General features: G+C 74.3%; 14 protein-coding genes and 3 pseudogenes. 7 read left to right on the top strand and 10 right to left on the bottom strand.

Annotated elements, in window-relative coordinates:
* Positions 1 to 38: 38 nt before the first annotated feature.
* From ACZ7N4_RS32040 to ACZ7N4_RS32030, 3 genes and pseudogenes are all read left to right on the top strand, one after another.
* Complete coding sequence (locus tag ACZ7N4_RS32040; RefSeq protein ID WP_471365365.1) at positions 39 to 1,457, top strand: HEAT repeat domain-containing protein; 1,419 nt, start codon at positions 39 to 41, stop codon at positions 1,455 to 1,457.
* 199 nt (positions 1,458 to 1,656) lie between these two features.
* Positions 1,657 to 2,475, top strand: a pseudogene (locus ACZ7N4_RS32035) (glycosyltransferase); the annotation flags it as partial.
* Between the two features lie 303 nt (positions 2,476 to 2,778).
* Positions 2,779 to 3,368, top strand: a pseudogene (locus tag ACZ7N4_RS32030) (glycosyltransferase); the annotation flags it as partial.
* 325 nt (positions 3,369 to 3,693) lie between these two features.
* Here the strand turns inward: ACZ7N4_RS32030 and ACZ7N4_RS32025 are convergent.
* The 5 genes and pseudogenes from ACZ7N4_RS32025 to ACZ7N4_RS32005 all read right to left on the bottom strand — a co-directional run bounded on the left by ACZ7N4_RS32025 (position 3,694) and on the right by ACZ7N4_RS32005 (position 8,220).
* A complete protein-coding gene (locus ACZ7N4_RS32025; RefSeq protein ID WP_471365361.1) occupies positions 3,694 to 4,563 on the bottom strand; it encodes a 5-oxoprolinase subunit C family protein in 870 nt (289 codons plus the stop codon).
* Between the two features lie 61 nt (positions 4,564 to 4,624).
* A complete protein-coding gene (locus ACZ7N4_RS32020) occupies positions 4,625 to 5,242 on the bottom strand; it encodes a 5-oxoprolinase subunit B family protein (RefSeq protein WP_471365358.1) in 618 nt (205 codons plus the stop codon).
* The gene (locus ACZ7N4_RS32015; RefSeq protein WP_471365354.1) at positions 5,239 to 5,997 is read right to left on the bottom strand and encodes a LamB/YcsF family protein; all 759 of its coding nucleotides are present in this window, start codon (positions 5,995 to 5,997) and stop codon (positions 5,239 to 5,241) included. Before ACZ7N4_RS32015 ends, ACZ7N4_RS32020 begins: the two co-directional genes overlap by 4 nt.
* Before the next feature lie 81 nt (positions 5,998 to 6,078).
* Positions 6,079 to 6,901, bottom strand: a pseudogene (locus tag ACZ7N4_RS32010) (D-glutamate cyclase family protein).
* The gene (locus ACZ7N4_RS32005) at positions 6,898 to 8,220 is read right to left on the bottom strand and encodes an MFS transporter (protein WP_471365351.1); all 1,323 of its coding nucleotides are present in this window, start codon (positions 8,218 to 8,220) and stop codon (positions 6,898 to 6,900) included. The pseudogene ACZ7N4_RS32010 and the gene ACZ7N4_RS32005 overlap by 4 nt, the downstream one beginning before the upstream one ends.
* A gap of 127 nt (positions 8,221 to 8,347) precedes the next feature.
* Here ACZ7N4_RS32005 and ACZ7N4_RS32000 point away from each other — a divergent pair, with 127 nt between their 5' ends.
* The 4 genes from ACZ7N4_RS32000 (at position 8,348) to ACZ7N4_RS31985 (ending at position 16,467) form a co-directional block, all read left to right on the top strand.
* Complete coding sequence (locus ACZ7N4_RS32000) at positions 8,348 to 9,055, top strand: GntR family transcriptional regulator (RefSeq protein WP_471365346.1); 708 nt, start codon at positions 8,348 to 8,350, stop codon at positions 9,053 to 9,055.
* Between the two features lie 216 nt (positions 9,056 to 9,271).
* Complete coding sequence (locus ACZ7N4_RS31995) at positions 9,272 to 10,801, top strand: hypothetical protein (protein ID WP_471365341.1); 1,530 nt, start codon at positions 9,272 to 9,274, stop codon at positions 10,799 to 10,801.
* A gap of 67 nt (positions 10,802 to 10,868) precedes the next feature.
* Positions 10,869 to 11,747, top strand: coding sequence for a hypothetical protein (locus ACZ7N4_RS31990; RefSeq protein WP_471365338.1), 879 nt, complete (start codon positions 10,869 to 10,871; stop codon positions 11,745 to 11,747).
* A gap of 73 nt (positions 11,748 to 11,820) precedes the next feature.
* Positions 11,821 to 16,467, top strand: coding sequence for a hypothetical protein (locus ACZ7N4_RS31985; RefSeq protein ID WP_471365335.1), 4,647 nt, complete (start codon positions 11,821 to 11,823; stop codon positions 16,465 to 16,467).
* A gap of 65 nt (positions 16,468 to 16,532) precedes the next feature.
* Here ACZ7N4_RS31985 and ACZ7N4_RS31980 read toward each other — a convergent pair whose 3' ends face one another.
* The 5 genes from ACZ7N4_RS31980 to solA form a co-directional block, all read right to left on the bottom strand.
* Positions 16,533 to 18,083 (bottom strand): GMC family oxidoreductase, encoded by a 1,551-nt coding sequence (locus tag ACZ7N4_RS31980; RefSeq protein WP_471365331.1) that lies wholly within the window; start codon positions 18,081 to 18,083, stop codon positions 16,533 to 16,535.
* Between the two features lie 128 nt (positions 18,084 to 18,211).
* Entirely contained in the window at positions 18,212 to 19,780 is a 1,569-nt protein-coding gene (locus ACZ7N4_RS31975; RefSeq protein WP_471365328.1) for an APC family permease, read from the bottom strand.
* A gap of 17 nt (positions 19,781 to 19,797) precedes the next feature.
* On the bottom strand, positions 19,798 to 21,264 hold the full coding sequence (locus tag ACZ7N4_RS31970) for an aldehyde dehydrogenase family protein (RefSeq protein ID WP_471365325.1): 1,467 nt from the start codon (positions 21,262 to 21,264) through the stop codon (positions 19,798 to 19,800).
* Positions 21,257 to 22,402, bottom strand: coding sequence for an aromatic ring-hydroxylating oxygenase subunit alpha (locus tag ACZ7N4_RS31965; RefSeq protein ID WP_471365322.1), 1,146 nt, complete (start codon positions 22,400 to 22,402; stop codon positions 21,257 to 21,259). The genes ACZ7N4_RS31970 and ACZ7N4_RS31965 overlap by 8 nt, the downstream gene beginning before the upstream one ends.
* A complete protein-coding gene (gene solA, locus ACZ7N4_RS31960) occupies positions 22,399 to 23,568 on the bottom strand; it encodes an N-methyl-L-tryptophan oxidase (protein ID WP_471365318.1) in 1,170 nt (389 codons plus the stop codon). The genes ACZ7N4_RS31965 and solA overlap by 4 nt, the downstream gene beginning before the upstream one ends.
* Position 23,569: the final 1 nt, after the last annotated feature.

Genomic DNA, 23,569 nt, shown 5'->3' with positions numbered 1-23,569 from the left:
CCCCGGTTGCGTCGACGCTTGATGTGAGGCTGTTTCCCATGTTCGATCCGGTCATAGCGCCCAGCGGTACGCTGCTCGGCCTCCTGCAGAGAGGTCGCGGTGACGGCACGCTGCACGCGCTCACCGCCCCGCGCGCCGAAGCGCTCGCGGCCCTTAACCACTGTGTGCTGCGCGACCCCCGCCACGACTGGCAGGTGGAGAACCGCTCCCTGTACTACGCCCGCCTCTACCTCGACCTGAACGGCGAGCTGGACGCCGTGGAGGCACACCTCTTCGACCCCGAGGACATCCTCGACACCGACGAGTCCCGCACCGGGCTGGCCCTGGCCGTCCTCGGCCACCTCGCCTCCTACGGCCGGCGGGACGCCCTGGAAATGCTGCGCAGGTACGCCGCGCACGGCTCCAACTGGGCCTGGGCCCTGGACGAGCTGGCCCTCAGGGACGACGACGCGGGCCTGCGCGCCCTCGCCGCCCCCGTCCTGGCCCGCTTCGGCACCGACCCCGAGGGCGAGGCCGAGCTGGCCGCCGCCGTCCGTGACGCCTTCGAGCCCCGGCCCTGGCGGTTGTGGGCCGAGGATCCGCGCGCATCGATCGCCACGCGTGTGCGTGCCGCCCACGAGACCGGCTGCTTCGACCGGTGGCAGCGGCAGCTGCGGCCGACCGGACCCCGGCCGGGTTGGAGCGTGGGCGCCGTCTTCGAGTGGGCCCAGCAGGGCATGGAGCGCGGTGCCGCCCTCCATGTGCCCGCCGCCCGCTGTCTGGCCGCCGTGACCGGCCCCGAGGACCGGCCCGAGATCCTCCGGGCCGCCCGCGCCGGCACCGACGGGGCCCGCTGCACCGCCCTGCGCTACCTCGCCGACAGCAACGACCGGGACGCGCTCGACCTGATCGAGGCCGCGGTCGCCGACGGGACGGCGCCTGTCGTGGAGGCCGCCGTCGACGCCTTCGAACGGATGCGCAGCGTCGCCGCCGTCGACCGCGCGCGCGGCTGGGCCCAGCGTCCCGACGTGCTCGGCGCCGCGGCCGGCCGCATGCTCGCCTGCCGCGGCGGCACCCGGGACCGCGATCTCGTCCTCGGCGCCCTCCGCGAGGCCGTACGCGGCGAGGGCCCGGACGCCCCCACCCTGTGGACCCTCGTCGACGGCGCCGGACGCCTCGGCATCGCCTGCGCGGCCCCCGTGCTGCGCCACGTCTACCGCGAGACGGCCTCCTCCCACCTCCGCGGCCGTGCCGCCCGGGCGCTGGCCGCGACCGACCCCTCCTTCGCCACCGGCTTCGCCGTCGAGTGCCTGTGGGACTGCGAGGAGACCACCCGCGAACTCGCCGCCCGGCACGCCGAGACCGGTGACGCCCGGGTCGTGGAGCGCCTGCGCCGCCTGGCCGCCGATCCGGCCGAGGAGGACGAGGTGCAGACCGCGGTCCGCAGCCGCTTCGGGCCCGACGCCACCCTCGGCTGAGCCGCACCGGCCCACCCCTCCCGTTTCCCGGTCCCGGGTGGACGAGCGCCCGCCGGGTGAACACCGGACGACCCGCGGGTCAGGCGGCCGTGACGGCCGCCTGACCCGCTCGGGTGGGCGGCCCAACGCTCATGGGACGTTCCCCGCGCCGAAAGATCGAAGTTGACGCGGGCACGTCCGGCACGGCGACAACACCCGTATGCGTGTCGTCATCGTGACCGAATCCTTTCGCCCCGATGTGAACGGCGTGGCCCACCGCGCTCCAGACCGCCCGGCACCTCGTGGATCGCGGTCACCACCCACTCGTCGTCGCCCCCGCTCCGGCGCCCGGCACCGGCCCCGACCCGGACGCCCCGTGCCCGGTCGTGCGCACCCCCTCCCCTCCGCTCCCCGGCTACCCCAGGTCCGTGTCGCGCTGCCCAGCCGGCGCCTGGCGGCGGCCCTCCTCTCCCACCGCCCCGACGTGGTCCACCTGGCCGGCCCCTTCGTCCTCGGCGTCCGCGGCATGGCCGCCGCCGCCCGTCTCGGCATCCCCGCCGTCGCCGTCTACCAGACCGACCTGGCCGGTTACGCCCGCACCTACATGGGCGCCGGAGAGGCCGCCGCCTGGCGGCGGATACGCTCCGTGCACGCCGCCGCCGACCGCACGCTGGCCCCCTCCAGTCCCGCCCGGACCGACCTGGAGGAGCACGGCGTACCGCGGGTACGGCTGTGGCCGCGCGGCGTGGACACCGTACGTTTCCGGCCACAGCGCCGGGACGCGGAACTGCGCCGCGAACTCGCCCCGAACGGCGAACTGATCGACGGCTACGTCGGCCGGCTCGCCCCCGAGAAGCACGTCGAACTCCTCGCGGGGGTCTGCGGGCTGGCCGGTGTACGGCTCGTGGTCGTCGGCGACGGACCCAGTCAGGCGCACCCGGCCGAGGCCCTGCCCGGCGCCGTCTTCCCGGGCCGACGCACCGGCGGCGAACTGGCCCGGATCTTCGCCTCGCTGGACCTGTTCGTGCACACCGGTCCCCTCGAGACCTTCTGCCAGACCGTCCAGGAGGCCATGGCCAGCGGTGTCCCGGTCGTCGTGCCCGCCCGCCGGAGGCCCGCTCGACCTGGTCGACCACGGCCGCACCGGCCTGCTGGTCCCGCCGTACGACGCCACGGCCGTCCAGGAGGCCGTCCGCGCCCTGGCCGCCGATCCCGCGCGGCGGGCCGCGTACGGCGCCGCCGCCCGCGCGACCGTCGAGGACCGCACCTGGGCCGCCGTGGGCGACCAGCTCCTCGGTCACTGCGACGACGTCCTCGCGGCCCGGAAGACGGTGGTGGCTGCATGACCGGGCAGTCCCTGCGCATCGTCCGCCTCGCCAACTTCGTCGCCCCCGCCTCCGGCGGCCTGCGCACCGCCCTGCGGGAACTCGGCAAGGGCTTCCGGGCCGCGGGTCACGACCCGGTCCTCATCGTGCCGGGCGAACGGCACACCGACCGGGACACCGAGCAGGGCCGGGTCATCACCCCGCCCGGCCCGCCGCTGCCCGGCACCGGCGGCTACCGCGTCCTCACCGACAAGCGGCGCGTGGCCGCCCTGCTGGAGGAGCTGGCCCCGGACCGGCTGGAGGTCTCCGACCGGACCACCCTGCGCTGGACCGGCCGCTGGGCCCGACGCGCGCGCGTGCCCGCCTGATGGTCTCCCACGAGACCGCTGACGGCGTACTGCGCACCTGGGGCCTGCCCGAGCCGCTCGCCCGGCGCGCCGCCGACTCCCTCAACACCCGCACCGCGCACGTCTACGCGCGGGTGGTGTGCACGACCGAGTTCGCCGAGCGCGAGTTCGTCCGCATCGGCGCGCGCAACGTCGTACGCGCCCCCCTGGGCGTCGACCTGATGGAACGCCACCCCGCCCTGCGCGACCCAGGGCTGCGGCGGCCGTTGAGGTGCCGGGTCCTGCCGGGGGCGCGGTGGGCGGTGCCGGGGCCCTGCCGGCCGTTGAGGCGCTGTGTCCCGCTGGGGACGCGGTGGGCGGTGCCAGGGCCGTCCCGGTCGGTGAGGTGCTGGAACGTGGTGGGGGCGCGGTGGGCGGTGCCAGGGCCCCACCGGCCGTCGAGGCGTTGGCTCCCGCCGGGCCCGCGGTGGGTGGCGCCGGAGCCGTCCCGGCCTTCGAGGCAGTGGGTGCGGCCGGGGGCGGCACGGCCGACGACGTCGCCGGCGAGGCCGTGGGCCTCGCCAAGGCGGTCCCGGTCGGCGAGGCTCAGCGGCGCCGTACCGGTACGAAACGGACGGGGGTGCCCGGGAGTGCCTGTGCGGCGGCCGGCAGGTCGGCGGCGCGGACCACCGCGATCACCGGGTAGCCGCCGGTGGTCGGATGGTCCGCGAGGAAGACCACCGGTCGCCCGTCCGGCGGGACCTGCACCGCGCCGAGGACCATGCCCTCGCTGGGCAGTTCACCGGGCCGGGCCCGCTCCAGCGCGGGCCCCTCGGTGCGCAGCCCGATGCGGTTGCTCGCCGCGGACACCCGGTACGCGCGCGTGGCGAGGTCCCGCACCGCCCGCGCCGTGAACCAGTCGTCGCGCGGCCCCGGGACCACCCGGAGCACGAGCTCGGCCGGCGGACGCGGCTGCGGCGCGCAGTCCACGCGGGCGGGAGGACCGGCCGGAGCGCCCAGCGGCAGCACCGTGCCGTTCGTCAGCGGGGCAGGACCCAGGCCGGACAGCAGGTCGGTGGCGCGGCTGCCGAGGACCGGCTCGACGGCGACGCCGCCGCCGACCGCCAGGTAGCTGCGTACACCGGCCGTCGCCGCACCCACCTCCAGCAGTTCGCCCGCCCGCACCACGACCGGCGCGCCCCACGCGACCGGCCGGCCGCCCACCGACACCGGGCACGGCGCACCCGCGACCGCGACGGTCACCGTCGAACGCGGGCGCAGCGCACAGCCGTTGAGCGTGGTCTCCAGCACGGCGGCGTCCGGCGGATTGCCGACGAGCCGGTTCACCAGCGCGGCAGCGGGCGCGTCCAGCGCGCCCGACCGGGGCACGCCGAGGTGCGCGTACCCCGGCCGCCCGCGGTCCTGCACGGTGGTCAGCGCCCCGGCGCGCACCACGAGGAGCGCACGATCGGTCATGTGCCCACCCCGGCCACCGCGCTCCCGGCCGCTACGGCGCCCACGCGCGCGCGGGAGGCCCTCATGCGCCCTCCACCGGGACGAACCGGACGCGCGTCCCCGGCGCCAGCAGCGCGGCCGGCACACGCGTGTGGTCCCACAGCACCGCGTCCGTCGTACCGATCAGCTGCCAGCCGCCCGGTGAGGAGCGCGGGTACACGCCCGTGTACGGCCCGGCCAGGGCCACCGCACCGGCGGGGACGGACGTGCGCGGGGTGGCGCGGCGCGGGACGTGGCAGCGGTCCGGGAGCCCGGTGAGATAGCCGAAGCCGGGTGCGAAACCGCAGAAGGCCACCGTGAACTCGGTGCCGGCGTGGATCCGGACGGCCTCCCGTTCGGTCACCCCCCAGCGCCCGGCGACCGCCGCGAGGTCCGGGCCGTCGTACCGTACGGGCAGTTCGACCAGCTCGCGCGCGGGTGAGGGCGGCGTCGGCACCCGTGCGGTGGTCAGCTCCGTGGCCCACCGGGCCGGGTCGGCCAGCCCGTCGAGCAGGACCGTACGGGCCGCCGGGACGATCTCACGGGCCGTCAGGTCACCCTGCGCGCGGCGCCGCAGCAGCTCCGCGTGCAGGGCCTGCGCCTCCTCCCCGGTGGCCACCTCGACGAGCAGCGCGTCGTCACCGACGGGAAGCGCCCTCACGCGAACGCCTCCACCCGCACACCGGCCGCCACGAGCCGCTCGCGCACCCGACGGGCCAGGCCGACCGCGCCCGGCGTGTCGCCGTGCAGGCACAACGACCGGGCACGCACCCGGATCCGCGCGCCGGAGTGCGCGATCACCTCACCGGAGCGCGCGAGGCCCACGGAGCGCTCCACGACGGCGTCCGGGTCGGTCACGACGGCGCCGTCCCGGTCGCGCGGCACCAGCGTGCCCTCGTCGGTGTACGCGCGGTCCGCGAAGGCCTCGGTGACGGCCGGCAGGCCCGCCTCGGCGGCCAGCGCCAGCAGGCGTGAGCCGGGCAGGCCCAGCACCGGCAGCGAGGCGTCCGCCAGCCGTACGCCGTCGATCACCGCGCGGGCCTGCTCCTCGTCGTGCACGACCCGGTTGTAGAGCGCGCCGTGCGGTTTGACGTAGGCCACGCGCGCCCCGGCGGCCCGGGCGAAGACCTCCAGGGCGCCGATCTGGTAGGCCACCTCGGCCGCCAGCTCGGCGGGCGGCACGTCCATCGCGCGCCGCCCGAAACCCGCCAGGTCCCGGTAGGAGACCTGCGCGCCGATCGTCACCCCGCGCTCGGCCGCCCGTTCGCACACCCGGCGCATGGTGGCCGCGTCCCCGGCGTGGAAGCCGCAGGCCACGTTGGCACTGGTGACGACGGACAGCAGTTGTTCGTCGTCGGTCAGCCGCCAGCGGCCGAAGCCCTCGCCGAGATCGGCGTTCAGATCGATCGCGGTCATGGTGTTCTCGTCTCTCCGTTCTCGTGCGGCTTCCTCGCGCGTGCCTTCCGGTACGACGTGCTCGCGTTCCGGTGTCGGACCTCAGCCGGCGCCGGCCAGCCGGTACTGCTCGTCGCGGGCGTCGGTCGGGAACATCCGGCCCGCGTGCGTGATCGCGAACGGCGGGAGGCCGTCACGGCCGCCTGCGGGGCCGCCCCGCGCGCCCGGAACACCGGGATCTCGCCGTCGGTGACGGTCAGCGCGTCGCAGGAGTCGGGCGGGGCGAGGTCCTCGACGCCGAGGGCCGCCCGGTCCCCGCAGCGCACCGGACCGCCGTGCCCGGCCGGCAGCACGCCGCTCAGCCGGATCGCCGTCCGCAGGTGCTCCGGCGGCAGCGGCCGCACGGACACCGCCATCGGCCCGCGCAGCCGGCCCGCCGCCCGGCACTCCCGGCCGGTCAGGTACATCGGCACGTTCCGGCCCTCCTCGACGTGCCGGATCGGCACCCCCGCACGGGCCGGCGCCCACTCGAAGGTGACGCTGCATCCGAGGAGGAACACCACCAGGTCGTCGCGCCGGTACGCGCGCGCGTCCGCGGGCTCGTCCACCAGCTCACCGTCCTGCCACACCCGGTGGCGGGGCAGGGCGGTCCGCAGAACGGCGCCCTCGGCGAGGACGGTCGCCGGGGAACCGCGTCCGTGACGTCCGGCACGGGGCGGGGTCTGTTGCGCCGGCACAACGGCAGCATGTCGCAGGCCCGGTCGGCGGGTACCGCGATCAGGTTGGCCCGGGTGTGTCCCGCAGCGACTCCGGCGGCCGGTCCGGCCGCCCCCTCGCGGGAGCGGGCCCGCGCGGTTGCCGGGCTCCACGCGTGCGCGTGGACCGTGGTGACGGGACGGTCCTCGGTACGGCGCACCCGCGTCATGCCAGCTCCTTCCCGCGCGTCTCCGGCAGCCCGAGCAGCGCCAGCGCCGCGAGGCCGTAGCCGACCGCGCCGAAGACCAGCGCGCCGCCGACGCCCCAGCTGTCCGCCAGGAAGCCCACGAGGGTCGGGAACACCGCGCCCACCGCGCGGCCCGTGTTGTACGTGAAGCCCTGGCCGGTGCCGCGCACCGCCGTCGGGTACAGCTCGCTCAGGTAGGAGCCGAAGCCGCTGAAGATGGCCGACATGCAGAAACCGAGCGGGAAGCCGAGCACCAGCAGCAGGGTGTCGGCGCCGTGCGGGATGTTCGCGTACGCCAGGATGCACAGCGCCGACAGCAGGGCGAACAGCCAGATGTTGTTGCGCCGGCCGAGCCGGTCGGTCAGGTGGCCGCCGGTCAGGTAGCCGAGGAAGGCGCCGGAGATCAGGAAGGCCAGATAGCCGCCGGTGCCGACGACCGACAGACCGCGCTCGGACTTCAGGTACGTCGGAACCCAGGTCGCCAGCGTGTAGTAGCCGCCCTGCACGCCGGTGGACAGCAGGCCCGCGAAGACCGTCGTGCGCAGCAGCCCCGGGGCGCCGTCCCGGCCCGGCCGGAAGATCGCCGCGAACGAGCCGCGCGCCGGGTCCTGTTCGCGGGCCGCCGTCGCCGTGGGAGCGTCGTGCACCCGGCGGCGCAGCCACACCACGAGCAGCGCCGGCAGCGCGCCGGTCCAGAACATCACCCGCCAGGCCAGGTCGTCGCCGGCGAAGGAGAAGACCAGCGTGTAGACGATCGCCGCCAGTCCCCAGCCGACCGCCCAGGAGCTCTGGACCGCGCCGAGCGTACGGCCGCGGTGGCGCGCGCTCGCGTATTCGGCGACCAGGATCGCGCCGACCGCCCACTCGCCGCCGAAGCCGAGGCCCTGGAGGGCGCGGAAAACCAGGAGCGTCTCGTAGGTGGGCGCGAAACCGCAGGCCACGGTGAAGACGGCGTACGTGATCACCGTGATCATCAGGGCCCGGACCCGGCCCACCCGGTCCGCGACCACGCCCGCCACCGCGCCGCCGACCGCCGACACCACCAGCGTGACGGTGGTGAACAGGCCGGTCTGGCCGCTGTCGAGGCCGAAGTAGGCCGAGAGCGCCACCATGCTCAGGGGCAGGGTGAAGTAGTCGTAGGAATCCAGGGCGTACCCGCCGAAAGCGCCGGCGAACGCGCGCCGGCCGCGCGGGCCGAGGGCGTGCAGCCAGCCGAACGCGCCGTCCTCGGCGCCGCGTTCGGCCAGTGCCGGGCGTGCGCCGGCGGAGGGGGCGGAGCGGGGCGGTGGAGTCGTGCTCATGGGCACCTCGCAGGAGGGGGACGGAGGGTGCTGGGAAGTGAGCCGTGCGGAGCACCGTAGAGGATCGTTCAACGATCCTTCAATACCCGCGTTGTTTCGTCCCGGTGTCTGCGATTGAATTCCGGGCATGGCAGAGCAGCTGACGGGACTGGCCGGCGACCGGGCCCTCCTGGGTCGTACCAGCACGGCGGAACGGGTTTCGGACATCCTCAGGAGCCGCATCGCCGAGGGCTACTTCCCGCCCGGCACCCGGTTGTCGGAGGACGGCATCGGCGGGGCGCTCGGCGTCTCCCGCAACACCCTGCGCGAGGCGTTCCGGCTGCTCACCCACGAGCGTCTGCTGGTCCACGAACTCAACCGCGGTGTGTTCGTGCGGGTCCTGACCATCGAGGACGTGGAGGACATCTACCGCACACGCTCCCTCGTCGAGTGCGCCGTCGTGCGCGGCCTGGGCGCACCGCCGTACCGGCTGGGCGGACTGGTCGCGGCGGTCGAGGAAGGGCGGACGGCGGCCGCGGAGAACGACTGGAAAGGGCTGGGCACGGCCAACATCCACTTCCACCGGGAACTGGTCTCGCTCGCCGGCAGCGAGCGCACGGACGAACTGATGCGCAGCGTCTTCGCCGAGCTGCGCCTGGCCTTCCACGTCGTGGACGACCCGCGCCGCCTGCACGAGCCGTACCTCACCCGCAACGCCCGGATCCTGCGGGAACTGCAGGGCGGCAACCGGCGCGGCGCGGAACGGATGCTGGAGACCTACCTCGCGGACTCCCTGGCGCGGGTGGTCGAGGTCTACCGGCGGCGGGTGGGCGAGGAACCGGCCGGCTCCTCCTGAGCCGCCGCGGCGGCCGCTCCTCCACCTGAGCCACTGCGGCGGCCGCTCCGTCTGCGCGCTGCGTCGACGGCCGCCGCTGCCGCTTGTCCTGCCGCCGCGGCGGCCCGCTGCGGCCCCCCTCCGACCGCTGTGACGGCCGTCTCTCGAGCGTCTGTGACCGCCGTCGCTTCTGAGTCGTTTGGGACGATGTCAGACCCAGGACCTAGTCTGTGCACCGTGACTTCGCCTGCATCGACGGACCGTGTTCCGCCCCAGCTCAGCGCGGGGCCGCGCCCGGCTCCGGGTCCGGCCGCCGACGAGGGGCTGGCGCGTCGGCTGCGCGCGCTCGCCTGCACCGCGCCGCTGCACGACCTGGACGCGCGCAAGGCCAACCTGGCCGGCGAGTACTCGCTGTACGGGATGGCCGAGGTGGCGCTGGCCGCCATCGACCTGGTCACGCTGAACATGGATTTCGACACCGGCGCCGACCACGAGCAGATCGTCGCCCGGATGATCCCGCGCATCGCCGCCCAGGCCCCGCACCGGCCCGCCGCCGAGCACGAGCGCGTGGCCCGCTGGGTCCTGGAGAACCTGATCAACGTCGGCAGCGTCGACCGCGGCTTCCGCGCGGTGTACGGCACCTTCGCGCCGGACGGCACGTACGTCCGCCGGGACTACGACTTCAAGCTGATCGAGGAGGTCCCGGGCCCCGGCGGCACGGTCTACCTGCGCACCACGGACGAGGCGGTCAACGTCCTGGTCGGCGCCCTCGACACCGACGTCACCAGCGCCCAAATCGCCGCCGAGGTCAAGCTGGAGGTGCTGATCAACCGCGGCCGCCTCGCCGACGCCCAGCTCGCCGCCGAGCAGGCCCGCTACCGCACGGTGCAGTACTCCGAGACGCTCCGCCGCGCCCTGGAGGCCACCCGGCGCAACGTCCGCGCGGTCGACTGGCTCAACTCCGTGCCCGACATGATCGCCGAGGCCCTGGACCACGTGGCCGAGCGCTACCGCCACGAGAACGCCATCCTCACCAACATCCGCAAGGCCCGCGACGAGACCGAGGAGCCCGAGCACAAGCGCCGCGCCGCCGAACTGGTCGACATCGTCAAGGACTGCATCCGGCGCCACACCCAGCTCCAGTCGCGCCTGCTGGAGGCCGGCCCGCTGTTCCGCGCCGAACAGGACCGGCAGGCCTTCGCCGCACCGGCGGCCACGTCCGGCATAGACCTCTATGGCCATCTCGTCGCCCCCGTGCTCCCGCTGCCCCTGGAGCAGGCGATCCGGGTCACGGACGCGTTCTTCGCCCGCGGCACCGGACTGCGCACACCGGTGTCCGTCCGGGTCGCCGACCTGGTCGACATACTGCTGACCCCGCCCGTGGAACGGGAGCACCTGGGCGCGGAGATGCCCGAACCCGACCTGATCGCGACGCCGGACGACAGCCGGTTCAGCGAGGAGCAGCTGGCCGCCGCGACGGAACTGCTGGACCTGCCGGCCGACGCCCCGCGCCGGCTCTCCGGGCTGCTCGCCGAGGCCCGCCGGACCGGTGACCCGGACCTGGCGTACCTGGTCGCGCTGCTGGCGGTCCACGCGGCCAGCCCGGCCGTCGGCACCGCCTACCGGCAGGGCGAGGAGAAGCTGCTGTTCGCCGTGGACGACGGGACCGAACTGGACGATCCCGAGTTCGGCGGGGCGGACCTGATCGTGGGAACCGCCCTGCTGGACGCGGCCGGGATGGCCGCGGACCGGACGGAAGCGGCATGAGCGGCATGAGCGGCATGAGCGGCATGAGCAGCATGAGCGGACAACAGCACGACAAGGAGCCGAACCCGTGACCGAGCACGTCGACCGGAGTGAACCCGAGCCTGCCGCCGCGCCGGCGGGCTCCGCCGTCACCCCCGCCGACGCCGCCGACGCGGCGCGGCTCGTCGCCTTCGGGCTCCAGCCCAAGCTGGCGCCCGCGCGCGACCAGGAGTACACCGAACTGCTGCGCCGCTACCGCGAGGACCCGGCGTTCGCCCGGCTCGCGGACGCCGTCGCGGCCGGCCTGGGCCTCGTCGTACTGGAGGTGTCCCCGCGCGCGGGCATGGCCGTGACCGCCGCCGAGGACTCCGTCTTCGCCGTCCGCATGGGCGACTACGCGCGTCGCACCGCCGCCGACTCCGGCGACCGCTTCCTCCACGGACTCGCCCATCTCGCGGTCGCCGCACTGGCGTTCCCCCGCCCCGAGGACCTGTCCGACGACTCCTACATCGGCCGGGTCACCGTCAACGGCGTCGACGCCTTCGTACGGCAGGCCTGCCGCCGTCTGGAGGAGCGTGCCGAGGAACAGGGCGAGAACACCGACCCGGCGACCGGCGCACCCGGCCTGGAGGCCGCCTGGCGGATCTGGGCCAGACGGAGCGCCACCGGCGCCACCAAGGACGCCCGCCGCCCGGCCGCCTCCACCACCGGCATCGTGGCCAAGGCCCTGGCCTTCCTCACCGATTCGGGCTTCCTGCAGCGCACCGGCGACGACAGCGGCGGCACCTACCGCACCACAGCCCGCTACCAGCTCCAGGTCCGCGACATGGCCGGCAGCGCCGCCCTGGCCGAACTGCTGGAGCTGGGCGTCGTCCCGGTCACCGACGGCACGGCCACGCTGCTGCCGGCCGAGGACAGCGACGACCTGGACCTGGTGGCCGACGCCGGGCTGCCGTTCCACTCCTGACGCCCCCTGAAGCTCCCGCAGCTCCAGAGACCCCGAACCACCGCACCTTTCACCAGACTTACGAGAGTCCGCCATGTACGAGCTGTCCCGGGTCCGCCTCTACTCCATCGGTCCCGCCGGTGCGCGCTACGCCGACACCGTGCTGGACCTGCGGGGCGTCGGCGAGCCCGTGCCCGACCCGGCGCCCACGCAGGCGGAGTTCTTCGAGGAGGAGCCGTCCGGCCCGCCGCGCCGGCCCGCGCCCGCGGGCGTGCTGTTCCTGGAGAACGGCGGCGGCAAGTCCGTCCTGCTCAAGCTGATCTTCTCGGTGATGCTGCCGGGCCACCGCAACACCCTCGGCGGCGCCAGCTCCGGCGTGCTCCGCAAGTTCCTGCTCGCAGACGACTGCGGCCATGTGGCCCTGGAGTGGCAGCACGTGCTGACCGGCGAGTGCGTGGTCGTCGGCAAGGTCAGCGAGTGGCGCGGGCGGCAGGTCTCCAACGACCCGCGCAAGTTCGCCGAGGCCTGGTACTCTTTCCGGCCCGGCCCCGGCCTCAGCCTGGACAGCCTGCCCGTCGCCGAGTCCACCGCCGTACGGCCGTCCGCCGAGGGCACCTCCGGCGCCCAGGGCCGCCGCCGCACCATGAAGGGCTTCCGCGACGCCCTCATGGAGGCCGGCAAAACCTACCCGCACCTGGCGGTGCACTGGGAGGAGATCCACGACCGCTGGATCGAGCACCTGGGCGACCTCGGCCTCGACCCCGAACTCTTCCGCTACCAGCGCGAGATGAACGCCGACGAAGGCGAGGCCGCCGGTCTCTTCGCGGTCAAGAAGGACTCCGACTTCACCGACCTGCTGCTGCGCGCGGTCACCGACACCCGCGACACCGACGGCCTCGCCGACCTCGTCAGCGGCTTCGGCAACAAGCTCGGCCGGCGCGCCGAGCTGATCGCCGAACGGGACTTCACCGCCGGCTCCGTCGACCTGCTCGGCCGCATCGTGGAGGCCGCCGAGGCACGCGCACGCGCGCGTGACATCCACACGGGCGCCGAGCGCCGCACCCGCACGCTGGCCCGGCGGCTGTCCGCGCGGGCCGTACGGGAGCGGATCCGGGCCGCCGACCTCGCCCAGCGGGTCACCGCCGCCGCGTACGCCGTCACCCACTCCGAGGGCGCCCGCGAACGCAGCGCCCTGATCGCCGCCGAACTCGCCTACCGGCACGCCTCGCTGGCGCTGGCCGCCGCCGAGAAGTCCGCCGCCGCGCAGAAGCGCGAGCTGGCCGACGCCCGCACCCTGCACTCCGCCTGGCAGGCCGCCGAGGTCGTGCTGCGCCACCGCGCCGCCGCCGACCGCGTCGCGCGCGTGTCCGCCGCCATCCAGGAGGCCGAACGGGACGCGGCCCCCGCCCTCGCCGCCCGCGCCAGGGCCGCCGTCGACCTCGTACGGGCCCTGCACGCCGCCGCCGAGAGCGCCGAGTCCCTCGCCAACGAGGAGGAGGAGCGGTCCGCCGCCCTCCAGGAGGTCAGCGACTCCGCCTACCGCGACTCCACCGCCGCCGCCACCGAGGCCCAGCGTGCCCGCAGCGAGGCCGGGCACCTGCGCCAGCGGCTCACCGAGGTCGAGCAGGAGACCGCCGAGGCCGTCCGCGCGGGCTGGCTGGACGACAGCGCCCCGGACGCCGACCCGGCGCGGGCCGCGCTCGCCGCCAGCGACGCCGAGAAGACCGCCGTCGCCGCCTGGGACGCGGCCCGCGAGGCCGCCCGCAAGGCCACCGAGCACGCGCGCGAGGCGGCCTCCGCCGAGTCCCGCGCGGAACTGACCGCGGCCCGCGCCTCGGACGCGGCGACCGCCGCCGTTCGGGCCCACGAGGCCGAGCGCCGCCTCGCCGAGTCGCTGGCCGCCGAGGAGCGGCTCGCGGAGCTGCTGAGCCTGCCGGGCGCGCCGGTGGCGGCACGCGCGGCCGTGCCCGGCCCCCGCAACGGAGCGGACGACGCCGTCCCGGCCCGCCGCGCCGTCGGTGAGGGAACGCTCAGCCCGGAGGAGCTCGACCGCTTCGCCGACGAGTTGCGCGAACTCCTCGACGACGCCGTCTCGACCGCCGAACGGCACCTGTTCGACCTGCGCACGGCCGCCGCCGACGACGCCCGCATCCTCGGCGCCCTCGGTGACGGCGGCCTGCTGCCGCCCGGCCCCGACGTGCTCGCCACCGTCGAGTTCCTCGGCGAGCACGGCATCCCGGCACTGCCCGGCTGGCGCTACCTCGCGCAGGCCGTCGACCCCGCCGACCACGCGCGCGTGCTCGCCGCCCGCCCCGAACTGGTCGACGGTGTGATCATCACCGACCCCGACACGCACGCGCGTGCCCGCGAGGCGCTCGGCGACGCCGCCCTGCTGCCCCGTTCCGCCGTCGCCGTCGGTACGGCGGCCGCCCTGCTCGCCCCGGCCCCCGCCGACGACGCCGCCCCGGGCGACGTCTTCCTCGTGCCGCCGAACCCGGCCATGCACGACGAGCACGCGGCCGACGAGGAACGCCAGGCCCTGCGCGCCCGGGCCACCGAGCGCGACGACGAGATCCGCGCCCTCGCCGCCCGTCTCGGCAAGGACCGCGAACTGGCCGCACGGCTCGCCTCCTGGCGCACCGGCTGCCCCGCCGGGCGCCTCACGGAGCTGGCCCGGGCCGCCGAGGAGGCCCGCACCTTCGCCGAGGAGGCAGAGGCCGAGCTCGCCGAGGCACGCACCGCGCGCGCGGAGGCCGAGGAGACCGCCGCCGAGGCCGTGCGGATGCGCGACGAACGGCAGGAGACCGCGCAGAAGGCCCGGCGCGCCGCCGACGCCCTCGCCGGCCTGGCCTTCCGGCTCCGCGAGCGCGCCGGCTGGCAGGCGAAACTCCGCGAACTCGCCGACGAGGCAGCGGAGTCCGAGGCCCGCGCCCAGACCTGCCTGGAGCGCGCCCGCGCCGCCGACGAGGACCGCCGCGCCGCCCAGCGCGCCGCCGACGACGCCCGCCGCACCGCGCGCGCCCTGCGCGCCGAGCGCTCCGAGATCGCCGGCGCCCCCGACGACGTACCCGACGCCGACGAGGACGCTCCCAACGCCTCCCTGCCCGCGCTCCGCGAGGCCTACCGGGCCGCCTCCCAGGTGTACGAGAAGGTCGGCGTCGGCGCCGACCTGCGCGCCGAGCAGGCCCGCGCGGAGAGCGACGAGAGCGCCGCCCGCGCCGAACTGGACCGGCTCAGCAACAAGGTCCGCACCCGCGCCGAGCAGCTGCTCCAGTCGCCCGACGGCTCCGACGGGCCCTCCCGCCAGGCCGCCGCCGCGCGCGCGGAGGAGCTGGTACAGCTGCTGGAGACCCGGATGTCGACCGCGAGCGAGCAACTCGGCCGACTGCGCGGCGAGGCCGAACGGCACGCGCCGGAGGACGGCGAGGCGCACACCGAGCTGCCCGAGGAACTCGTCCCGCGCGACGCCGAGCACGCCCAGTCGCTGCTGCGTACCGCCACGGCCGAACTGGCCGCCCGCACCGAGGCGCTGGCCGAGGCCCGCGAGGCGCACGCGGAACTGCTGGACGCCCACCGCGCCGCCGAGGACGCGGCCGGCGGCTTCGACGAGATCGCGGCGATGCTCCGCGACCTGCTGCGCGAACACACCGCCGAGGAGGAGCAGGAGGAGCCGGAGCCGTACCCGGGCACCCTGGAGGAGGCCCGGCACTCCGCCGCCGAGGCCCGCCGCTCGCTGCGGGGCTGCGCCGCCGACCTGTCCGCCGCCGAGACCGCCGTCCGCGAGGCGAGCGACGTCCTGGTCCGGCACGCCAACTCCACGCGCTACGAGCAGGTGCGCACCCCGGCCCGGCAGCAGATCCGCGAACTGCCCGCCTCCGCGCTGCCCGAGCACGCCCAGAAGTGGGCGGACGCGTTCGCGCCCCGGCTGCGCGTCCTGACCGACGAGCTGGCCCAGCTGGAACGCAACCGCGACTCGATCGTGGACCGGCTGCGCGGTCTCGTGGAGTCGGCCCTCGCGACGCTGCGGTCCGCCCAGCGGCTGTCCCGGCTGCCCGAGGGGCTCGGCGAATGGTCCGGGCAGGAGTTCCTGCGCATCCGCTTCGAGGAGCCCGACCAGGCCACGCTCACCGAACGCCTGGGCGAGGTCATCGACGAGGCCACGCGCGCGGCCGTCAAGAAGAACTCCGACCTGCGCCGTGACGGCATGTCGCTGTTGCTGCGGGGCGTCGCGGCGGCCCTCCAGCCGAAGGGCGTGGCCGTCGAGATCCTCAAGCCCGACGCCGTACTGCGTGCCGAGCGCGTCCCCGTCGGCCAGATGGGCGACGTGTTCTCGGGCGGCCAGCTGCTCACCGCGGCCATCGCCCTGTACTGCACGATGGCCGCGCTGCGCTCCAACGACCGGGGGCGGGACAAGCACCGGCACGCCGGCACCCTGTTCCTGGACAACCCGATCGGCCGTGCGAACGCCACCTACCTGCTGGAGCTCCAGCGGGCCGTCTCCGACGCGCTGGGCGTCCAGCTGCTGTACACCACCGGTCTGTTCGACACCACCGCCCTCGCCGAGTTCCCGCTGGTCATCCGCCTGCGCAACGACGCCGACCTCAGGGCGGGCCTGAAGTACATCAGCGTGGAGGAACACCTCCGGCCGGGGCTGCCCCAGCCTCCCCAGGCCGGAGAGGCGGTGCACAGCGAGATCACGGCGACGCGGATGTTCAAGAAGCCGGCGCCGAGCGCCTCGTAGGACCGGGGCCGTGGGGGACCGCGGGCCGTCCGCCGGCCGCGCGGTCCCCCGCGTCCTCGGCCGGTTCAGGCGTCCTCCTTCAGGAGGTCCGCACACTTCTCCCCGATCACCATCGTCGTGATGCACGGGTTGACCGCGATCAGCTCCGGCATCACCGAACCGTCGGCGACCCGCAGCCCCTCGACCCCCTTGACCCGCAGCCGTGCGTCGAGCGGGGCCGAGGGGTCGTCGTCGGCGCCCATCTTCACGGTGCAGGACGGGTGGTAGACGGTGTTGTGCGTCTTGTGGACGTAGTCCAGCAACTCGTCGTCCGTCCGCACGTCCGCGCCCGGCGCCAGCTCGGCGCCGGCCCAGCCGCTCAGCGCCGGCCGGGCGGCGATCCGGCGGGCCAGCCTCAGCCCGTACGTCATCACCCGCACATCGTGCTCGTGCGTGAAGTACCGCGGGTCCACCCTCGGCTTGTCCCGGTGGTCCCGCGTCCGCAGCCGTACCGTGCCGCGCGACTTCGCCTTCGTCACGTTGGGGGTCAGGCAGAAGGCGTTCTCCGAGGTCGGATAGCCCCAGCGTGCGGTGTTCATGTCGAACGGCACCGAGCCGTAGTGGAACATCAGGTCGGGCCGGTCCAGTCCGGGCTCGGTGTCGTAGAAGACGCCCGCCTCCCACCACTGGCTGGACGTGGTGGTCATCGGCTGCCGGGCCTCCCACATGATCACGCCCTCGGGATGGTCCTGGAGGTTCTCGCCGACGCCGGGGGAGTCCACCAGCACCTCGACGCCGACCTCGCGCAGGTGCCCGGCCGGGCCGATGCCGGAGAGCATCAGCAGCTTCGGCGAGTCGATCGAGCCGCACGAGACGATCACCTCGCGGCGGGCCCGTACCGTGCGCGTGTGCACCAGGCCGGGGTCCAGGTACCGGGCCCCCACGCACCGCCGCCCCTCCAGCACCAGCTTCTTGGCCCGCACCCCGGTCCGCACGTCGAGATTGGGGCGTCTGCCCAGGACCGGGTGGAGATAGGCCACGGACGAGGACTGACGGATGTTGTTCTCGTCGGAGTTGATCTGGAACCAGTTGGCCCCGCGCACCACCGTCCTCCCGGTGTTGAACGGGACCGTCGGTATGCCGGCCTGCGCACACGCCTCCAGCAGGGCGGCGCCGCACGGGTCCCCGCCTTTCAGCGTGCGCAGTCTCACCGGGCCGGTGCGACCGTGGTGGTCGCCGGGTGCGTCGTTGTTCTCCAGCCGCCGGAAGAGCGGGAACAGGTCGGCCGCGCTCCAGCCCGTGCAGCCCTGGGCCGCCCAGTCGTCCAGGTCCTCCGCAGGCGCCCAGAAGGCGATACAGGAGTTGTGCGACGAACAGCCGCCCAGCACCTTCGCGCGCGCGTGCCGCATGAAGCTGTTGCCGCTGGCCTGCGGCTCGACCGGGTAGTCCCAGTCGTAGCCGGACTCCAGGAGCCCCATCCAGCGCTCCAGCTTCAGGACGTCCTCGTCGCCGACGTCGCTGGGGCCCGCCTCCAGCACGCACACCGTCACCGAGGGGTCCTCGGAGAGCCGTGCGGCCACGACGTTGCCCGCGGTGCCGCCGCCGACCACGACGTAGTCGAACTCATCGAAGCTCATGCGACCTCCTGGCCAGTCGGGTTGCGGTCGGAATCAGTCGGGATCAGTGGGGCGGCTCGGTCGGAGGTTCGGCCGAGGCGGAGCGGATTCGAGAGGATCCTGTCGGGTTCGGCCGTGGTCGGGCGACGTCACTCGACAGCCGGGGTGGCGACGGGAGCGGCCGGGGTGGTGGCCGCGGCGTCCAGACGGTGTTCGGCGAGCACGCCGGTGCGGTGCCGCTGGACCCACCAGTAGTAGGCGAAGCCGCCGCCTGCGATGACCGCGACGAAGAGGACCGCGCCCCAGCGCAGGTACCAGTGGTACGGCGCGGACGCGTTGTACACCGAGGCGCGCGGCCAGATCAGGTTGACCGTCATCGTCGCGCCCCACACCACCGCGACGAGGTTGACGGGAAGCCCCCAGCGGCCCAGCGAGAACCTGCCCTCGCCGGCGGGCTGCCACCTCCCGCGCAGCCGGGCCACCAGCATCGGCACGGTGACACCCAGGTAGGCGAGGTAGATCATGATGATGCCGATGCTGGTGACGACCGTGAAGATCTGCGGCCGGCGGATGTTGACCACGAGGATCGCCAGCGCCAGCACACCGATGATGACGGCCGGCAGGACCGGGGTCCGGAACCGGGGGCTGACCCGGGCCAGCAGCGAGGACGCCGGCAGGTTGTTGTCCCGGGCCATCGCGAACGCCAGCCGGATCGCCGCCGTGTGCACCGCGAGCGCGCACACCGTGACCGCGATCAGCACGCACCACAGCATCGCCTTGCCGGCCGTCGGACCGAGCACGTCGAGCACGACGTACTGCAGGCCGTCGGTGGACAGCTTGTCGCCCTTGAGGCTGGAGACGCTCATGAGCGCCAGCAGCAGCACCAGGCCGCCCAGGACGAACGAGGCGACGATCGCGCGGAGGATCGCGCGCGGGGCGTTCCGGGACGGGTCCAGGCACTCCTCGCCGAGGGAGGAGGCGGTGTCGAAGCCGTACATGACGTACGCCGACGCCAGCGAGGCCACCAGGAAGGCGCCGAGGTAACCCGTCGAGTACCCCGATCCCGTGTGGTTCGTCTGCATGACGACGTGAGGGCCCCGGGTGATGTGGACGGCGAAGAGAGCGATCAACACCACGGTCGCGATCAACTCGATGAAGACTCCCGCCGTGTTGATCATGGCCATCAACCTGACGCCGAACGCATTGATCAACGTGGTGAAGAGGATCAACACGGCTGCCAGGACGACCGCGTTGGTCGCCACGTCGTACGTGCCGGTGCCGTCCCCCACGAACTGGAACACCGGCGAGATCTGCGGCAGCGTCAGCTGATAGGCCAGCGCGACCGCCGAGATGGACACGACGGACGCGATCAGCATCAGCCACCCGGTGAGCCAGCCGACATGCGGATTGCCGACCTTCTTCGACCAGTTGTAGACCGAGCCGGCCACCGGGTGGCGGGCGGCCAGTTCGGCGAAGCACAGGGCCACCGTGAACTGGCCGGCGAACACCATCGGCCACGACCACCAGTAGGCGGGGCCGCCGCTGCCGTAGCCGAAGTAGAAGAGCTGGAAGGTGCCGGTCAGGATCGAGATGTAGCTGATCCCGGCCGCGAAGGTGTGGAAACCGCCCAGGGTGCGCCTGAGTTCGGGCCGGTAGCCGAACTCGGCGAGTTCGGCGTCGTCGTGGTGGGGACCCGGCGGTTGCCCGGTGGACGTCATGAGCGCTCCTCTGGCGGTCAGTCGAACCAGCCCTGTGGTGCCGGCGCGGTGTTGCGCCAGACGTGCTTGGTCTCGCGGTACTCGGCGAGCCCGCCCGGGCCGAGTTCGCGCCCGGCCCCGGACTGCTTGTAACCACCCCACTCGGCCTGCGGCACGTACGGGTGGTAGTCGTTGATCCAGACCGTGCCGAGCCGCAGCCGCGCGGCGACCCGCGCGGCCCTGGCCTCGTCGCCGGTCCAGACGGCACCCGCGAGGCCGTAGACCGTGTCGTTGGCGAGCCGGACGGCCTCCTCCTCGGTGGTGAACCGCTCGACGGTCAGCACCGGCCCGAAGGACTCCTCCCGGACGACGGACATGCCGCTCGCGCATTCGTCCAGGACGGTCGGCAGATAGTAGAAGCCCGTGTCGTGGCCGGGCCCGGACGGCCGGGCGCCGCCGCAGCGCAGCACCGCGCCCTCCGCGAGCCCCCGCGCCACGTACGCCTCGACCTCGGCCCGGTGCGCCGCCGAGATCAGCGGCCCGGCCTGCGCCCGCTCGTCGAACGGCCCGCCGAGCCGGATCCGCCGGGCCCGCCGGACGACCTCGTCCACGAACCGGTCGTGCAGCGCGTCCTCGACCAGCAACCGGGCCCCGGCCGAGCAGACCTGCCCGGAGTGCAGGAAGACGGCGGTCAGCGCCATGTCGACGGCCGCCTCGAAGCAGGCGTCCGCGAAGACGATGTCGGGGTTCTTGCCGCCCAGTTCCAGCGCCACCTTCTTCACCGTGCCGGCCGCCGCGGCCATCAGCCGGCGACCGGTGCGCAGACCGCCGGTGAAGGAGACCAGGTCGACGTCCGGGTGGTCGGCGAGCGGGGCGCCCGCCTCCGGCCCGGCGCCCAGCACGAGGTTGGCCACGCCCGGCGGCAGCCCCGCCTCCGTCAGCAGCCGGACCAGGTGGATCGCGGTGTGCGGGGTCAGTTCACTGGGTTTCAGGACGAAGGTGTTGCCGGCCGCGAGCGCCGGGGCGACCTTCCAGGCGGTCTGCAGCAGAGGGTAGTTCCAGGGTGTGATCAGCGCGCAGACGCCGACCGGCTCGTACACCACCCGGCTGTCGACGCCCGCCCGCCCGGTGTCGATCACCCGGCCGGTCTCGCTCGCGGCCAGCCGCCCGAAGTAGCGGAAGCAGTCGACGACGTCATCGATGTCGTACGCGCTCTCCACCAGCCGCTTGCCCGTGTCCAGGGACTCGGCGCGGGCCAGGGCGTCCTTGTCCCGGGCGAGGAGGCCGGCGACCCGCAGCAGCAGGTCACCGCGCTCGGCGGCCGGTGTGCCCGGCCAGGGGCCGGTGTCGAAGGCGCGCCGGGCCGCCGCGACGGCCTCCACGGTGTCCTTCCCGCCGGCCTCGTCCACGACCCCGACCAGGGAGCCGTCGGCGGGGCAGCGGATCTCGCGGGTGCGCTCGTCCAGGGCGCCCCGCCACTCGCCGCCGATGAACAGGTCAGGCATGGGCGTCCCCCAGCCGGTCCAGCAGCCAGTCGTGGAAGACGCCGATGTGGTGCTCGTTGGGCACCAGCACCCCGCCGCGGCGGTACGCGCGCGAGGACATCGCCGGCTGGGTGCGCTCGCACGCCTCGAAGTCCTGGACGTTGACGCGGTGGAACAGCTCGACCGACTTCGACACGTCCGCGCCCGAGGCCACCACCTCCGGGGCGTACAGCCAGTCGCACTCCACCATCGTGCGGTCCTCGGCCAGCGGGAACATGCGGTGCAGGATCACGTGATCGGGGACGAGGTTGACGAACACGGTGGGCCTGACCGTGATGGCGTAGTAGCGGCGGTCCTGGTCGGCCGTCACCTCCGGGAGCCTGCCGAAGCCCGCGCTGCCGTCCACCGTGAAACCCTCGATGTCCGCGCCGAACTCCGCACCGTGGCCGACGTAGTACTGGGCCGCGTAGCCGTCCGCGAACTCCGGTAGCACTTCGGTGAGTTCGGGGTGGATCGTCGCGCAGTGGTAGCACTCCATGAAGTTCTCGACGATCAGCTTCCAGTTGGCCCGCACCTCGTAGGCGACCCGCTTGCCGAGCGTCAGCCGCTCGGTGCCGTAGTGCTCGATGGCGGCTGCGTTCCCGAGCCGTTCCACGGCCGCGTGCACCACCGTGTCCTCGAAGGAGGGCGGTTCGTCGGCGAGGCACACCCAGGCGTAACCGAGCCACTCGCGCAGAGCCACCTTGATCAACCCGTACTCGACGCGGTCGACGTCGGGCATCTTGATCAAGTTGGGCGCGGCGATCAATGTGCCGTCAAGGTCGTACGTCCATGCGTGGTACGGGCACTGGAGGGTGCGCCGTACCTCGCCGGCCTGCTCGGTGCACAGCCGCGCTCCCCGGTGCCGGCACACGTTGAGGAAGGCGCGCAGTTCTCCGGCGCGGTTCCGGGTGACGACGACGCTCTCGCGGCCCACCTGGACCGTGCGGAAGGCACCCGGCCCGTCCAGGTCGGCGCCGCGCACGGCGCAGAACCACAGGGACTCGAAGACCCTCTCCTGCTCCCGCCGGAACACCTCCGGGTCGGTGTAGTAGCGGCCCGGGAGGGTCGCGACGAGGCTCGGGGAGACCGGTGCCCGGGAGCTCGGTGTCGTCGTCACGGGCGGACTCCTCGGGCGGGCGGGGCGGCGAGGCGGGCGGGGTCGAACAGGCCGATCGGGTGCGGGGTGGAACCGGTCATCGCCAGGTCGGCCAGGATCTCGCCGACGACCGGCACGAACTTGAACCCGTGCCCGGAGAATCCGCACGCCACGGTCACCGACTCCGGGTGCGCGGGGTGCCGGGCGATCACGAAGTGCTCGTCCGGGGTGTTGGAGTACATGCAGGTGGCGGCCTTGAGGAAGGTGCCGGGCAGGTCCGGGACGCAGCGGGACACGTGGTCGGCCATGGCCCGGACCTCGTCCTCGTGCACCGTCCGGTCGATGGTCTCCGGAGTCGTCACCTGCCCCTTGCGGAAGAAGGCGACCTTGGCGCCCCTCTCCGGCCCGTCGATGGCCGGGAAGCCGTAGACCTGGACGCCGGCCGCGTCCTCCCAGACGTAGACCGGATGGTTCTCCGGCCGGAACGGCCCGGTGCCGCCCTTCGGCTGGAACCAGTACATGACCTGCCGCTCGATGGTGAACGGCACCCCCAGGTCGGTGAGCAGCCGCGGCGCCCAGGCGCCCGGGCAGACCACCAGCCGGCCGGCCGTGTAGGTGTTCTCCGCCGTATGGACGCGCACCCCGTCCCGGTACGGCTCCCAGCGCAGCATCGGCTCCTCGAAGTGCAGGTCGGCGCCCTGCCGGGTGGCCAGCTGGAGGTGCGCGGCGACCATGTTCTCGGGCCGGACCAGGCCGGCTTTCGCCTCGTACAGGGCGACCTCGTCGTCACGGGGGGCGAGGGTCGGGAAACGGCGGCGGATCTCCTTCGCGTCCAGCATCTCGTGCGGCAGGTCCCACGCGGTGGCCGAGCGCAGCGCGCCGGAGACGGTCCGCGACCCCGGGGGGCCGACCATCACACCGCCCGACAGGAGCGCGATGCCCCGCCCGGTGGCCCGTTCCAGGTCCGCGTACAGCTCGTAGGCGCGCAGCAGCAGCGGTACGTACGCCGGGTCCTCGAAGTACGACTGCCGGGTGACGCGTGAACCGCCGTGGCTGGAGCCGTGGCTGTGGACCGGGCCGAACCTCTCCAGGCCGAGGACGCGGGCGCCGCGCGCGGACAGGTGGTGGGCGGCGGCACTGCCCATGCCGCCGAGTCCGATGACGACGACGTCGTAAGACGGTGACACG

It is taken from the genome of Streptomyces sp. NPDC107654 (assembly GCF_055639035.1).
This window is presented reverse-complemented; position numbering and strand designations above follow the sequence as displayed.

Bases quoted from the DNA above. Each gene is read 5' to 3' on its own strand.
- ACZ7N4_RS32040 (WP_471365365.1), top strand. From the start codon at position 39: ATGTTCGATCCGGTCATAGCGCCCAGCGGTACGCTGCTCGGCCTCCTG.
- ACZ7N4_RS32025 (WP_471365361.1), bottom strand. From the start codon at position 4,563: ATGACCGATCGTGCGCTCCTCGTGGTGCGCGCCGGGGCGCTGACCACC.
- ACZ7N4_RS32015 (WP_471365354.1), bottom strand. From the start codon at position 5,997: ATGACCGCGATCGATCTGAACGCCGATCTCGGCGAGGGCTTCGGCCGC.
- ACZ7N4_RS32005 (WP_471365351.1), bottom strand. From the start codon at position 8,220: ATGAGCACGACTCCACCGCCCCGCTCCGCCCCCTCCGCCGGCGCACGC.
- ACZ7N4_RS32000 (WP_471365346.1), top strand. From the start codon at position 8,348: ATGGCAGAGCAGCTGACGGGACTGGCCGGCGACCGGGCCCTCCTGGGT.
- ACZ7N4_RS31985 (WP_471365335.1), top strand. From the start codon at position 11,821: ATGTACGAGCTGTCCCGGGTCCGCCTCTACTCCATCGGTCCCGCCGGT.
- ACZ7N4_RS31980 (WP_471365331.1), bottom strand. From the start codon at position 18,083: ATGAGCTTCGATGAGTTCGACTACGTCGTGGTCGGCGGCGGCACCGCG.
- ACZ7N4_RS31975 (WP_471365328.1), bottom strand. From the start codon at position 19,780: ATGACGTCCACCGGGCAACCGCCGGGTCCCCACCACGACGACGCCGAA.
- ACZ7N4_RS31970 (WP_471365325.1), bottom strand. From the start codon at position 21,264: ATGCCTGACCTGTTCATCGGCGGCGAGTGGCGGGGCGCCCTGGACGAG.